The 13,255-nt window shown below is 65.9% G+C and carries 13 protein-coding genes and 1 pseudogene; 4 read left to right on the top strand and 10 right to left on the bottom strand.

The window, feature by feature from the left end; translation table 11 throughout:
• Positions 1–24: 24 nt before the first annotated feature.
• The 9 genes from Q8Q77_RS16550 to flbT form a co-directional block, all read right to left on the bottom strand.
• Positions 25–414, bottom strand: a complete 390-nt coding sequence (locus Q8Q77_RS16550) for a hypothetical protein (protein ID WP_305584753.1) — start codon at positions 412–414, stop codon at positions 25–27.
• Positions 415–453: 39 nt separating this feature from the next.
• The gene (locus Q8Q77_RS16545; RefSeq protein ID WP_305584752.1) at positions 454–1,134 is read right to left on the bottom strand and encodes a hypothetical protein; all 681 of its coding nucleotides are present in this window, start codon (positions 1,132–1,134) and stop codon (positions 454–456) included.
• 40 nt (positions 1,135–1,174) lie between these two features.
• Entirely contained in the window at positions 1,175–3,964 is a 2,790-nt protein-coding gene (locus Q8Q77_RS16540) for a hypothetical protein (protein ID WP_305584751.1), read from the bottom strand.
• A gap of 143 nt (positions 3,965–4,107) precedes the next feature.
• On the bottom strand, positions 4,108–4,941 hold the full coding sequence (locus Q8Q77_RS16535; protein WP_305584750.1) for a flagellin: 834 nt from the start codon (positions 4,939–4,941) through the stop codon (positions 4,108–4,110).
• A 192-nt stretch (positions 4,942–5,133) separates the two neighbouring features.
• Positions 5,134–5,424, bottom strand: a complete 291-nt coding sequence (locus Q8Q77_RS16530; protein WP_305584749.1) for a flagellar protein FlaG — start codon at positions 5,422–5,424, stop codon at positions 5,134–5,136.
• Between the two features lie 123 nt (positions 5,425–5,547).
• Entirely contained in the window at positions 5,548–6,375 is an 828-nt protein-coding gene (locus Q8Q77_RS16525; RefSeq protein WP_305584748.1) for a flagellin, read from the bottom strand.
• A 285-nt stretch (positions 6,376–6,660) separates the two neighbouring features.
• Positions 6,661–7,491 carry a flagellin gene (locus tag Q8Q77_RS16520; RefSeq protein ID WP_305584747.1) on the bottom strand — a complete coding sequence of 277 codons (831 nt, stop codon included), beginning with the start codon at positions 7,489–7,491 and terminating at the stop codon, positions 6,661–6,663.
• Positions 7,492–7,902: 411 nt separating this feature from the next.
• The gene (flaF, locus tag Q8Q77_RS16515; protein ID WP_305584746.1) at positions 7,903–8,271 is read right to left on the bottom strand and encodes a flagellar biosynthesis regulator FlaF; all 369 of its coding nucleotides are present in this window, start codon (positions 8,269–8,271) and stop codon (positions 7,903–7,905) included.
• Positions 8,237–8,656, bottom strand: coding sequence for a flagellar biosynthesis repressor FlbT (flbT, locus tag Q8Q77_RS16510; RefSeq protein WP_254833503.1), 420 nt, complete (start codon positions 8,654–8,656; stop codon positions 8,237–8,239). Before flbT ends, flaF begins: the two co-directional genes overlap by 35 nt.
• 249 nt (positions 8,657–8,905) lie before the next feature.
• Here flbT and Q8Q77_RS16505 point away from each other — a divergent pair, with 249 nt between their 5' ends.
• The 4 genes from Q8Q77_RS16505 to Q8Q77_RS16490 all read left to right on the top strand — a co-directional run bounded on the left by Q8Q77_RS16505 (position 8,906) and on the right by Q8Q77_RS16490 (position 13,122).
• Positions 8,906–10,699 (top strand): tetratricopeptide repeat protein, encoded by a 1,794-nt coding sequence (locus Q8Q77_RS16505; RefSeq protein WP_305584745.1) that lies wholly within the window; start codon positions 8,906–8,908, stop codon positions 10,697–10,699.
• Between the two features lie 84 nt (positions 10,700–10,783).
• Positions 10,784–11,224: a hypothetical protein gene (locus tag Q8Q77_RS16500; RefSeq protein ID WP_305584744.1), complete on the top strand. Its 441-nt coding sequence runs from the start codon at positions 10,784–10,786 to the stop codon at positions 11,222–11,224.
• Positions 11,225–11,366: 142 nt separating this feature from the next.
• Positions 11,367–12,239, top strand: coding sequence for a MoxR family ATPase (locus tag Q8Q77_RS16495; protein ID WP_305584743.1), 873 nt, complete (start codon positions 11,367–11,369; stop codon positions 12,237–12,239).
• A 76-nt stretch (positions 12,240–12,315) separates the two neighbouring features.
• Positions 12,316–13,122 (top strand): hypothetical protein, encoded by an 807-nt coding sequence (locus Q8Q77_RS16490; protein WP_305584742.1) that lies wholly within the window; start codon positions 12,316–12,318, stop codon positions 13,120–13,122.
• An 18-nt stretch (positions 13,123–13,140) separates the two neighbouring features.
• Here Q8Q77_RS16490 and Q8Q77_RS16485 read toward each other — a convergent pair.
• Positions 13,141–13,255, bottom strand: a pseudogene (locus tag Q8Q77_RS16485) (IS5/IS1182 family transposase); the annotation flags it as partial.

Below are 13,255 nucleotides of genomic sequence, written 5' to 3'. Positions count from 1 at the left end.
GTCTGCTGCGCCGGAACGCCGCGCCTATTGGCCGGCGGGCCGCTGGGGCATGGCGCTGGGGATGGCCAGGCGGCCGTCGCCGGTGCGCACCAGGGCCGGATAGCGGTGAGATTCCATCGACGGCGCGGTGAAAATTCCGTTCCGCTGGATGAAGATGAAGTTGCCCTTGAAGGCCCCGGTCACCTCCCGGTTCGTGCCGCCCATGCGCAGGAACTTCAGCCGCATGGTCTCCAGCGCAGCGGCGCAGTGCTCCAAGTCTGCCACACCGGTGGCCAGCTTGTTGTACTTGAGTTCGCCGTCCTTGGTCTGGCCCACGTGCCAGCAGATGCCCTCGCCGCCCGGCGGCAGGGTCTTCTTTGCGCACGCCGAGAGGGCGAGGACGGAGAGGCCGGCGATCAGGACGGTGCGAAGCATGGCTAAGCCTATAGCGGCGATTGCGGCGGCGGAATGGCGTCAGCCGATCGGGGAGATCGAGCAGTTGTCGGCCTGCGCGGTCAACGGCCGGAAGCTGCGGTTGTCGCCCGACACCTCGACCCGGCCCAGGACTAGCCTCAGGGTCTGCTGCATCCAGCGGCCATAGGTGGCGCCGCCCGAGCGCTCGCAGCGCCCGGCGAACAGGGTCTGGACGCAGGCGTTGAGCGTCATGTCGGCCGGCAGCTTGCGCCAACCGCCATCGGCGTAGCGCCAGCAGGTTCCCGCCGGCCCTGCTGCGGGCGCGATCGGCGCCGCGGCGGGCGCGGGCGCGGCTGAAGCATCGACCGGCGCCTCGTCCAGCGGCGGCAGCGGCGTCAGCATGGTTCCGGCCTGGTCGGCGGCGGCTAGGTTGCCCGCCTCGTCGACCCCGACGTCGAGGGCGCCGGTGGCCACGCCGTTGCGCTGGGCGCAGACCGCCAAGGTCACCTCCCCGACATATTGGCCGGCCACGTAGCAGCGCAGAGGGCGGGCCGGATCGAGGCGGCCGTCGTCGACCGTACCGGTCTCGACCACCAGGCCGCCCTGCGAGGCCGGCGGCGGCGGGACCTTGTCGTCCTTGCCGGCCGAGATCATGAGCGCGGCTATGCCGATACCGGCCACGAGCGCGAGCGCGCCGCCCGCCAGGACGAGTCGACTCCGCCGGTCGTTCAGGAATTCCATGGACCTTCGCTAGACCGCCGCAGCAACGGTTTCAAGGCGCCTAGCCGCCGAGGCGGTCGAGCGCGGCCTGGTAGTTGGCGATCTGGTTGGTCAGGTAGGTCGGGACCTTGCCGCCCTGCGCCGCGGCGGCGGCCTTCTGAGCGTCGAGCACCGCCTTGGGCGTCGACGCCGTCTGCAGGTGCTTGTAGGCCGCGCGGATCTGGTTCATGGCCGCCGTCAGTTCGGCGAGCGTGTGGTTGACCTGTTCCTGATCCTCAAGATTGAGGTCCGTCGGCAGGCCCAGGCCGAAGATCATCGCCTTGCCGTCCGCCGGGACGACCTTGCCGTCCTCGGTCGTGGTGTTGCGGATGATGCCTTCGGCGAGACCTAGCAGGCTGAGCGCATCCTTGCCGGACTTGCCCTCGAACAGTTCGATGGTGGTGCGGTCGTTCAGCGGCTTGATCTGCAGGCGGCGGGCGCCTTCGACAGTCACGGTCTCGATCTTGGCCTGGAACCCCAGGGCCCGCTTCAGCTTGGCCGACAGGGTGGAGAATGTCTCGCCGGTCTCGATGGTGATGGTCTTCTTGGCGCCGCCTCCCGCCACGACCTGGAACTGGTCGCCGGCCCGCACCGAGCTCAGGGCGCTGAGCTGGATCGAATCGGTGAAGTCCAGCGTGCCCTTGGGCAGGCCGAGACGATCAAGGACGGTTGAACCCTGCGTATCGATAGCAATGGCGGTGGGGGCGGCGTAGCCCTCCTTGCCGGTGAAGCGCCGTGACCAGTCGATGGCGCCGGTGTCCATGTCGAGCCGGGTGAGGAAGCCGTCCTTCTTGCCGACCACGGGCTGGCCCGGCAGGTCGGTTCCGGCCGAGCCCGCGATCCAGACCTGGCCGCCGGCCACGGCCACCGACGTGGCCCTGTCGTCCCCGGCCCCGCCATAATAGGCCAGCCGGTCGCCGCCGCCCGCCGTCAGGCTGGCGCTCAGCCGCGCCGCGAAGGCGTCGGTCCCGCCCGAGAGGGCGCGAGTGATGGTTCCAGCCGAGAGCGCGCCGTTCTTGGTGGCGCCTGCGACCACGATCTGGCCTCCGTCGAGGCCTAGCCCGGCCAGCTCGCCGCCCTGCAGGTCGCCGAGGTCGCGAGTCGCGGTGAGCGCGGGCGTGGTGGTCGAGACATCGAATCGACGCAGCACCGCGCGGCCGTTCTCATTGGAGGCGACGACCAGAGAGGTCCCGTCGACCACCAGGCCGGCTGGCCGGTCGGCGCCCGTGGAGCCGAAGGCCTGGGTGAACAGGGTCGTGACCTTGCCCGTCACATCTGCCTTGAAGCCCTCGACATAGCCGTCCCAGTCGCCGATCGCCGTCGTTCCGGGCATGGCCGACTTGGATCGCCCAGCCACAAAGACCGAACCGTCGGCGCCGAAGGCCACATTGGTCGCCTCGTCGGCCTGGCGGGCCCCGCGACGTTGGGTCCACACCTCCTGGCCGTCAGCGTCGTAAAGGGTGACGAAGCTGTCGGAATTGGCGGCGAAGCTGCCGGTTTCCCCCGAGTTCACCGGACCGTCCGTCGCGCCCTGCAGGCCGCCGGTCACTGAGCCGGCGATGGCGATCTTGCCGTCGGCGGAGACCGCCAGGGCCAGGCCGCTGGCCTGATCGGCCGCGCCAAGGGTGCGCGTATAGAGCAGCTTGCCCGCCGAATCGTACTTCATCAGCGCGACGTCCTTGTCGCCCTTGATCTCCTGGCCTTCGACCTTGGCGTCCACGTCGGCCAACACATAGACCGAGCCGTCCGGGCCGACGGTCGTGGCGCGCACGCTCTGCACCGACTTGCTGAGGTCCTCGGCCCAGGCGCGACCGTCCACCCAGTTGGCCTCCCCGGCCGGTTGCGGCGGAGCCGCCACGGTCGTGGTGTCGGTCTGGAACTTCAGGAGCTGGCGCTGCGTGACGCCGTCATTGGTCGCGGCCTTGCCGTCCGGATTGGGGTCGCCGACGCTCTGGGCGACATAGACCGAGCCCGCGCTGCTCGGCGCGCCGAAGGTGACGGTCTCGCCCGAATCGACCTTGACCTTGAGGACCCATGAGTCTTGCGTGGCCGGCAGGGTGACGGGTTTCCCGGCCACGGTGATGGTCCGCGGCACACCGGGAACGCGCTGGCTTGCGAAGCGCGTCTCCAGGCCGTCGGCGGCCATCTTGCCGTTGATGTGGGCCAGGACATTGGTCAGCGTGCGCGGCGTGGCCCCCATGTCGGCCAGGTCGATCGATACATTATGAGTCACGTTCACGCGCTTGACGGACATCGTGAATTTGACGTCGCCGGAGAACGCCGGGACCACCGCGGAGCTGCTACCCGTCAGCAGCGGGACACCGCCCAGATAGTCGCTCTTGACGACCGGCGTGCCGATCTTGGTCTGAGCCTTGGTCATGACCTCGCCGCGGTTCAGGCGAATGCCATCGAAGTCGGCGTTGTCGGCATAGGCCGTGATCTCGGCCAGCCCCTTGGTGAAGACCTGCTGGATCTTGGCCTTCTCGATCGAGGTCAGGTTCTTGCCGTTCATCCGCTCGGTCACGCCGTTCAGGGTGCTGAGCCCCTGGTAGAGCGCGAAGAGTTTGCGATAGTCGGCGCTGGCGCCCGGCAAGTCGAGTTTGGCTGCGTTCTCGTCCACCAGCTTGTGGCCGAGCATGGCGTTCTTAACCGCCTCGGAGATCTGCGCGCCGACCTTGGTGTTGGTGATCGACCAGGGGGCGGTCGGCGCGTACTTCTTCGACAGGAGCGCCGACGAGTTCGTGGCCGCCGTCCCGCCGTAGCGGGACTGGTAGTAGTTCGTCAGCAGGCTGGTGTCGAAAGTGATCGCCATGATCCGCCGTCCGTGGGCGCAGTCCCGCCACCCGACCTTGACCTTGGAAGCCCTGACAAGGCGTTAAGACCTAAGGTGAATCCCTTGATTCAAAAGGCCTGGGCGATCCACCCAGGCCCTTCGACGCCCCAACGAAACGGGTCTTAGCCCTTGAAGAGCTGCAGCACGATCTGCGGCGCCTGGTTGGCGATGGACAGGGCCTGGGCGCCGAGCTGCTGCTGCACCTGAAGCGCCTGAAGCCGCGCGCTTTCCTTCGCGAGATCGGCGTCCACCAGGTTGCCGACCCCGGCCTGCAGCACGTCCTGCAGCTTGCCGACGAACTTGTTGTGCGCCTCGATCTGCTTGGCCTGGGCGCCCAGATTGCCCAGGGCCTGGTTGACGTTGGTCATCGAGGCGGTGAGCGAGACCAGGGCCGCCGCAGCCAGGGTCACCGTGCTGATCGACGACGCGGCGGCGATGGTGATGATGGCGCCGCCCATAGTCATGTTCTGGGTCGAGAGCGTGATGTAGGCGTTGGCGTCGGCGTTGGCCAGGAAGCGGATGCTGCCGGCGATCGAACCGTTCAGGATATTGGCGCCGTCAAATTCCGAGTTCGAGACGACCTGGTTGATCTGGCGCAGGATCGACTTGAAGTCGGCGTCCAGCGCGCCGCGCGAAATCACATCCAGGGAGGTGTCCTGGGCGGCGACCACCTTCTCCTTGAGCTGCACAAGCAGGTCGGAGACAGACTCGCCGGCCGACATGGAGACTTCTGCGATCGACTGGGCCCGGTTCAGGCTCATTGTCACCGCCGAGAGCGCGCCGATATCGGCGCGCTGCCCCTGGGCGATGGACCACACCGAGGCGTTGTCCTTGGCGTTGCCGATCTTCAGTCCGGTGTTGATCCTGTTCTGGGTGTCTGCGAGCTGGTCGTTGGTTTTGTTGAGGTTCTGAAGCGCGGTCAGGGCCGACTTGTTGGTGTGCACGCTGATCGACATTGACCTGCTCTCCTCTCGAACCCGTTCCCCCAGTACGGCTTTTGCGACTCGCCAGGGACGGTTCATTTCGCCCGAGAAGCTATGGAATCATGGTGTCCAGAAGGTTAACGGCCCAAATGGTCACAGCCGCCCACCGGTCTCCCGGGGCGGTTGGAATCTCGGTCGGACCGGCGGAAACAGCCGGTCGGGCGGTCAGGCGCTGGCGCTGATGACCGTGCCTGCTGCGTAGTCGATCTCTTCGCGCATCTTCAGGATCTCCTCCCGAGGAAACTGCGCGACGACTTCGCCGGTGCGCCGGTCGATCGTCTTATAGACGTACGAACCGCCGCCTTCTTCGATGACCAGGCGTAGATCGGCCGGGTCCTGAGCCACCTGGACGGGCTCCGCGCACGCGGAGCCGGTGTCGGGCGCGACGCGGCGCGACGCCGCCTGGTTGAGGATCGGGTCGGTTACCGGTGCGATAGCTGCAAGTTTGTTTTCCATTTCTCCGTGCGCCGGCGCCGGCTGGGCGTTCGGCGTCCCTGTTGAACCGTGAAGCGGCGGGGAGGTCTCCCTCCCCGCCGCCCACAGTCACCGCGGGGCGAAGGCACCGCGGCCGCGTGCGTCCTATCGGAAGAGACCGAGAAGCTGCGACGAACCCTGGTTGGCGATGGACAGGGCCTGGATCCCCAGCTGCTGCTTGGTTTGCAGCGACTGCAGGCGGGCGCTTTCCTTGGCCAGGTCGGCGTCGACGAGGTTACCCACGCCGGCGTCGATCGAGTCCTGAAGGTTGTTGGTAAAATTCAGGTGGCCGGCGATCGACTTGGAGCCGGTGCCGAGCTTCGACAGGGCGGTGGACACGTTGGTGATCGACGTGGCGATGGTCGCGATCATGGCCGTGGCCGTGGTCACGGTGCCGATCGAGGACGCCGCGCCGACAGTGACGTTGGCGCCGCCGAGGCTCAGGCTTTGCGCCGCGACCGTGATCTTCGAGGTGCCGTCGCTGTTGGCGAGAGCCGCCATCGTCGCGCCACCGGTCTTGATCATGTTCGCGCCGTTGAACTCGGCGTTGTTCACCGCCTTCGAAACCTGATCGCGCAAGGCCTTGAAGTCTTCGTTCAGGGCGGTCCGCGACGAGGTGTCCAGGGTGGTGTCGGAAGCCGCCAGGGCCTTCTCTTTCATCTGGACGAGAAGGTCCGAAACCGATTCCCCGGCCGACATGGCCACGTCGATAGTCGACGAGGTCCGCTGCAGCGAGTCACGGACGGCGTTCAGCGAACTGGAGGTCGCGCGTTGGTTTTGCGCGATCGCCCAGATGGCGCCGTTGTCCTTGGCGGAGGAGACTTTCTTGCCGGTGTTGATCCGGCCCTGGACCTGTTGCAGGTCCATGTTGGTGCTGTTGAGGTTTTGCAGCGCAACCATGGCGCCGACATTGGTATTGACGCTATTGGGCATCAAATCGTTCCTTGTTCTCAGGTCGCCGACGTCATTTTGACTGCCGGGAGCTTTTTGCTCAGGAACGAACGCAGCAATGAACGGGCCAACGGGCGTGCATCATCGCGACGATTTAAGCTATTGAATAATCGAAGTTATACCCTTGTTAGGGACGTTCTGGGCCGGCAGAATTTGCCGAGCCTTGCGTAGCGCGGGCAGAAATTGCCGACCTCATGCGGCAAACGGCGCCCAGCGGTTCAAAGAGCTCACCGGGCGGATCCAATGGACCCGCCCGGCGCCGCGACGTTAGCGGAAGAGCGACAGCAGTTGCGACGAGCCCTGATTGGCGATGGAGAGAGCCTGGATCCCGAGTTGCTGCTTGGTTTGCAGCGACTGGAGCTTGGCGCTTTCCTTGGCCAGGTCGGCGTCGACGAGGTTGCCCACGCCGGCGTCGATCGAGTCCTGAAGGTTGTTGGTAAAATTCAGGTGGCCGGCGATCGACTTGGAGCCGGTGCCGAGCTTCGACAGGGCGGTGGAAACGTAGCTGATCGACGTGGCGATGGTCCCGATCATGGCCGTGGCCGTGGTCACGGTGCCGATCGAGGACGCCGCGCCGACAGTGACGTTGGCGCCGCCGAGAGCCAGGCTCTGCGCCGCGACCGTGATCTTCGAGGTGCCGTCGGCGTTGGCGAGAGCCGCCATCGTCGCACCACCGGTCTTGATCATGTTCGCGCCGTTGAACTCGGCGTTGTTCACCGCCTTCGAAACCTGATCGCGCAGGGCCTTGAAGTCTTCGTTCAGGGCCGTCCGCGAAGAGGCGTCCAGGGTCGTGTCAGATGCCGCTAGTGCTTTCTCCTTCATCTGGACGAGCAGGTCCGAAACCGATTCCCCCGCCGACATCGCCACGTCGATCGTCGAAGCAGTACGCTGCAGCGAGTCTCGGACGGCGTTCAGCGAACTGGAGGTCGCGCGTTGGTTTTGCGCGATCGCCCAGATGGCTCCGTTTTCTTTCGCGGACGAGACTTTCTTGCCTGTATTGATCCGCGTTTGGACTTGCGACAGCTCCATGTTCGTCGCGTTGAGGTTTTGCAGGGCGACCATCGCGCCCACGTTGGTGTTGACCGAATTGCTGGCCATTTTAGTCCCTTCCATTCTGGTCGGAGGTGGTGCGGCCGTTTTGGCCGTGGAGCGATTTTTCGCTCTGCGTTAACCCTAGCAAGGCGCAGGCCAAGACGCCCGTTTTCGATACCGAATATGATATTGTTTTAACTGAGTTATTTGACAAGACACGAGCGCCTGCGAGCACGCTCGGCCATGGAAATCTGCCGGTCGGCAGGCCCTGCCCACGCACATCGGCAGGATCTGCCGCGACGAAACAAAAACGCCGGACCGGGGTCCGATCAGGCGGCCTGGCGGTTCTGGGTTTTGGATCGCGCCTAGACCGTTTCGATTCAGATGGAATCATCTGATCGGGTGAAAAGGGTCTAGCTGCAAAAACTTGGAGCGTGACGGCCGCCTGAACCGGAATCCACTTCAGGCTGTCACGCTCTAAGCGGCTTCGGCGGCCGCTCCGCTGAGACCCTGCATGATCGCGCGATTGACGTCGATCAGGGCCTGGATGTCGTCGTCCTCGCGGCGGATCACCGAGCTGGTGTACTTGCCCACCCAGATGCCAATCGAGATGATCTGGGCCTTCAGGGGCGCCGGAAGGGCGTTTTCGGGTTCGGCCACGATTCCGGCCAGGGTCGCCCAAAGCCTGCGATTCCAATCCAGAGCGTCGGCGCGGGCCGACACCTCGCTCGGATCGAGGGCCGCGGCCTCCATCAGGGCGCGCGTCACCTGGCCGAACAGCCGGTACTCCAGCTCCCGGCCGGACTCAGCCCTAGCCGCGGTCTGCTGGTACGCCCGAAGCGACATTCCCCAACCTTTCGTCTTCGTACTCAATCAATTTCCGGCACAGCATGAGCGCCTTGTAGTACTCGCGCGCCATGCACTGCTTGGAAATGTTCACGCAGTCGGCCAGCACCGGAGGGTTCTTGATCACCCCCATAAACTCAGTCAGGCGGCGCACGAACTCGTCGTAATAGCGTTCGGCCCCAGCCTCATCGAGGTACATCATCATCACCGGGAAGTAGATCCGGCGGGCGGGCGAGGTGACCTCGTCTTCCTGCATGATGTCCTTCTCGCGAAGGACCGAAGCCTTGTTCTGGAGAATCAACACGCCGCGCCGGTCGCCGTTCTGGACGACCGCGCCGTTGAGCACGAACTTCTCGCCCGGCTTCAGCGACAGTTTAAGCGGCAAGGTCCGTCCCCCCGAATTGACCTGCGTCGGACCGACGCGAGTTCCTCGTTCCGATCCCTGTCCATGGAGCCGATTCCGACCCTGGACCCGTCACGCTTACCGAGCGCGAGTTAATGACCTCTTGCCAGGTAGTGACGACACCACGCCGAAGACGTGACGCAATGCCGCAGCCCACCCCGCCGCTTAGTCAAAGGTTAACCATGCGCGCGTCAAGCATGCCCCATTCCTAGCACGCTTTGGAGTCAGGCCATGCTGCGCCCGTCCGCGCCCAGCGCAACATCGCCCGGCGCCCTCGGCGTCGGCGCAGCGCCGACGCCGGCCAGGCTGTCGGCCGGCGCCGTGGGCGACTCGGGCTCCAGCGACGTGCTGGCCAAGCTGTCGAAGGCCGTCGAGGAACTGAAGGCGCTCAAGGTCCAGCCGCTGCTGCACCAGGCGGTGGCCGCGCTCAACGCCGGAGACGCCAAGGCCGGGGCGGAATGGGCGATCAAGGCGCTGGAACAAGACGAGCGTAACGGCTTTGGCTGGTACCTGCTGGCCATCGCGCGTGAGAAGGCCTCCGACTTCGTGGGCTCCATCACCTGCTATGAGTCGGCGCTGGCCCTGCTGCCCGACCATGCCGAGATCGCCAACAACCTGGGACGCCTCGCCTACCGCCTGGGCCAGAAGCCGGTCGCCGAGAAGCTGTTCCGCCACTACCTGGCGCGGTTCCCGGAGGACCACGAGGGCGCCAACAACCTGGCCTGCGTATTGCGCGATCAGCAGCAGTACGGCGACGCCATCGAGCTCCTGAAGTCCGCCATCGGCCGAGCGCCTGCACAGCCGCTGCTTTGGAACACGCTGGGCAGCACGCTGGCGGAACAGGGCGACCCGGCCAACGCCGAGATCTTCTTCGATGAGGCGCTGCGGCTGGATCCGGGCTTCGCCAAGGCCCGTTACAATCGCGGCAATGTCCGGCTGTTCCGCGGTGACACCCGCGCGGCCCTGGAGGACTGCGAGAAGGCGATGACCTCGCCCAAGCCAGCGGACGAGCAGCTGATGATGCAGCTGGCGCGGTCCACCATCCTCTTGAACCTGGGCCGAGTCGGTGAGGGCTGGGACGACTATGAGGCCCGCCTGGACCCGAAATTCTCCGACGTCACTGTGGTGATGGTCGACCGGCCGCGCTGGAGCCCCGGCGCCGACCTGGCCGGCAAGTCGATGTTGATCGTCGGCGAACAGGGCCTGGGCGACGAGATCATGTTCGCCAACGTCCTGCCCGACGTGATCGAGGCCCTGGGCCCGAACGGCCGCTTGATCCTGGCCGTCGAACCGCGCCTCGTGCCGCTGTTCCAGCGCAGCTATCCTGCGGCCCGCGTGGGCGCGCACGCGACCTATCTTGCCGAAGGGCGCACCTATCGTCCGCTGCCATTCCTGGACGACGCGGCCATGGCAGGGATCGACCTCTGGACCCCCATAGGCTCGCTGTTGCGTGAATTCCGCCGCGAGGTCTCCGCTTACCCTGTCCGCCCCCATTTCCTCGAGGCCGATCCCGTCCGTGTCGCCCATTGGCGCAAGGTCCTGGACGGCGCGCCGGCTGGCCGCAAGGTCGGTCTGCTGTGGAAGAGCGGCAGCACTCTAGGCGCCCGCCATCGCTACTATTCGACGTTCGAGCAGTGGGCGGGCGTCCTGGCCGCGCCGGGGATCGCCTTCGTCAACCTGCAGTACGGCGACGTGGCCGGCGAGCTGGAACAGGCCCGCCGCGAGCTGGGCGTCGAGATCTGGAATCCGCCCGGCATAGATCTGAAGCAGGATCTGGACGACGTGGCCGCACTCTCCTGCGCCCTTGACCTGGTCATCGGCTTCCCCAACGCCACCTCCAACATCGCCGCGGCCTGCGGCGCGCCATCCTGGCTCATTTCGGCGCCCGCCTCATGGCCACGCCTGGGAACCGACCGTCTGCCCTGGTACCCGCAGATGCGGGTCTTCATCCCCGAACGGTTCGGCGAATGGGATCCCGTGATGGACGAGGTCGCCCAGGCGATGGCGGCGTTCGGTCGGACCTGAGCGTTCCCGGGGAACAGGTGCGCGCCGCACGCGGTTGATCCCGCGGACGGGTGTCGCTCCGACGCCCCGGCGAGGAACGACCCGATGCCCGACCCCCGTGACGACCAGGACGGCGCCGAAGCTTATGACGAGGCCAATCTCGACGATCGCGAAGACCTCAACGAGATGCGGACCTTCGAGGAGCTCCCCGACCTGCTCGATGTGACTCGCGCCGACGGCGACCAGGACGCCGACGAGTTCGAGGCGGACGTCTTCAACGACGACGATCTGGAGGAGGACGACGAGCTCCACTATCGCACGGCCGCCGCCGCCGACGAGGACGAGGATGAGGACGCCTTCGACGAGGATCAGGTCGACGCCGAGTCCATCGAGGGTCTGGATCAGGTGGCCGACGCCGACCTGGTCAGCGGCGGCGAGGACGACTTCACCAACTTCCAGTCCAGGGGCCTGAACGACGAAGACCTGGAGCGGATGGGGTACGCGCGCCGATCGGTCGCAGCCGGGATCGACCCGCGCAAGGACTAGGCTCCCAGGGTCGTTTTCCGTCCACGGAACCGCCCGCGACGCTCAAGCCGCTTGAATGTCGCGCGACTGGCTTTAGGTTGGGCCCCAGTTGAAACATTTGTTCGAAAGCGGGCGCATTCTACGCCCGCTCCTGGGGAGCCCCATGAGACAGCGTTTTGAAGGCACCGAGAATTACGTCGCCACCGAGGATTTGAAGGTCGCCGTCAACGCCGCCGTGGCGCTGGAACGGCCATTGTTGATCAAGGGCGAACCAGGCACCGGCAAGACCGTGCTGGCCTATGAGATTGCCAAGGCGCTGAACGCCGAGCTGATCACCTGGCACATCAAGTCCACCACCAAGGCCCACCAGGGCCTCTATGAATACGACGCCGTCACCCGCCTGCGCGACAGCCAACTGGGCGACGAGCGGGTCAAGGACGTCAAGAACTACATCAAGAAGGGCAAACTCTGGGAGGCCTTCACCTCCGACAAGCGCCCCGTCCTGCTGATCGACGAGATCGACAAGGCCGATATCGAGTTCCCCAACGACCTCCTGCAGGAGCTCGATCGGATGGAATTCTACGTCTACGAAACCAATGAGACGATCAAGGCCGAGGTCCGGCCGATCGTGATCATCACTTCCAACAACGAGAAGGAGCTGCCGGACGCCTTCCTGCGCCGCTGCTTCTTCCACTATATCCGCTTCCCGGAAGCCGAGACGATGAACGAGATCGTCGAGGTCCACTATCCGGGCATCAAGCAGAAGCTGGTCGCCGAGGCGCTGCGCATCTTCTACGACATGCGCAAGGTCCCGGGGCTGAAGAAGAAGCCCTCGACCTCTGAACTCCTCGACTGGTTGAAGCTGCTCATGGTCGAGGACATCGACGAGAACGCGCTGAAGGAACGGGACCCGACCAAGTTGATCCCGCCCCTGCACGGCGCTCTGCTCAAGAACGAGCAGGATGTGCACCTGTTCGAGCGCCTCGCCTTCCTTGCGCGGCGCGAGGGGGCGGGCTCCCGGCCGGGTCAACAATAGCCGTTACGGCGAATTCACTCGACCGATCAACACGCTCCGGTCAGTTTCATAACGAACGGACCGGAGCGAGACGTCCATGAGAACCACGCTGCTGATCGCCGCCTCGGCGCTTGCCCTGACCGCCTGCGGTCGGGACGGCGACCGTGCGATCGCCAAACTCGACTGCCCCTCCACGGAAGGCGACCTCACCCGCGTGAGCGTCAGCGCCGACGGCAAGACTTGCGCCTACCGCTCGTCGGACGGCGCCGAAGTCACCCTGGAACTGGTGTCCGTGACGGGCGGCGTCCAAGCCACCCTCGACGCCATTGAGGTCGCGCTGCGCAGCACGCCCGGCCCGCCCTCGCCGGAAGCCGACAAGGCCATGGCCGAGATCGACGCCGCCAAGGCGTCCCTGGGCGCGGCCAAGGCGTCGCTGGGCAGCGTCGCCGCCGAGGTCGCGCGGGTCGAGGCCGAGGCCGCAGCCGACGCCGGCGTCAGCGTGCGGGCAGGCCCCGTGAGCGTGGCCGCGGTCGATACGCCTGACGGCGAGGTCACCCGTGTCGACCTGCCGGGAATTCACATCAACACCCGCGGCGACGACGCCCAGGTCCGCATCGGTCCCCTGCGCGTGGACGCGGCGGAAGACGACGCCACCCTGCGCATGTACCGCGATGTGCGGCTGCGCGGCGAGGCGTTCGCCCGCGAGAAGCGCGGCGTCCGCGCCACCTTCATCTACACCGGCAAGGACCTGCCCTCGGGCTACCGCTATGTCGGCTACGAGGCCGGCGGCCCCAAGGCCGGGCCGCTCACCGTGGCCAAGGTCAAGTCGAAGGTCGACACCGAGTCCGGCGACAACATCTACCACGACGTCCAGGACCTGGTTCGCCGGAACGGCGGGGTCTAGGTAGCGGTGACCATTTAGCTATTTGAGCCACAGCATGATGGCGGCGAGGGTGACGAAGCCCATGAAGGTGGACGCGAGCTTGTCGTATCGGGTTGCGATGCGCCGGAAGTGCTTGATGCGGCTGAAGAAGCGT

Origin of the sequence: Phenylobacterium sp. (assembly GCF_030698145.1) — a bacterium.
Lineage (GTDB): Bacteria > Pseudomonadota > Alphaproteobacteria > Caulobacterales > Caulobacteraceae > Phenylobacterium.
Note: the sequence above shows the minus strand (reverse complement) of the source record. Positions and strands in the feature narration are given on the sequence as shown.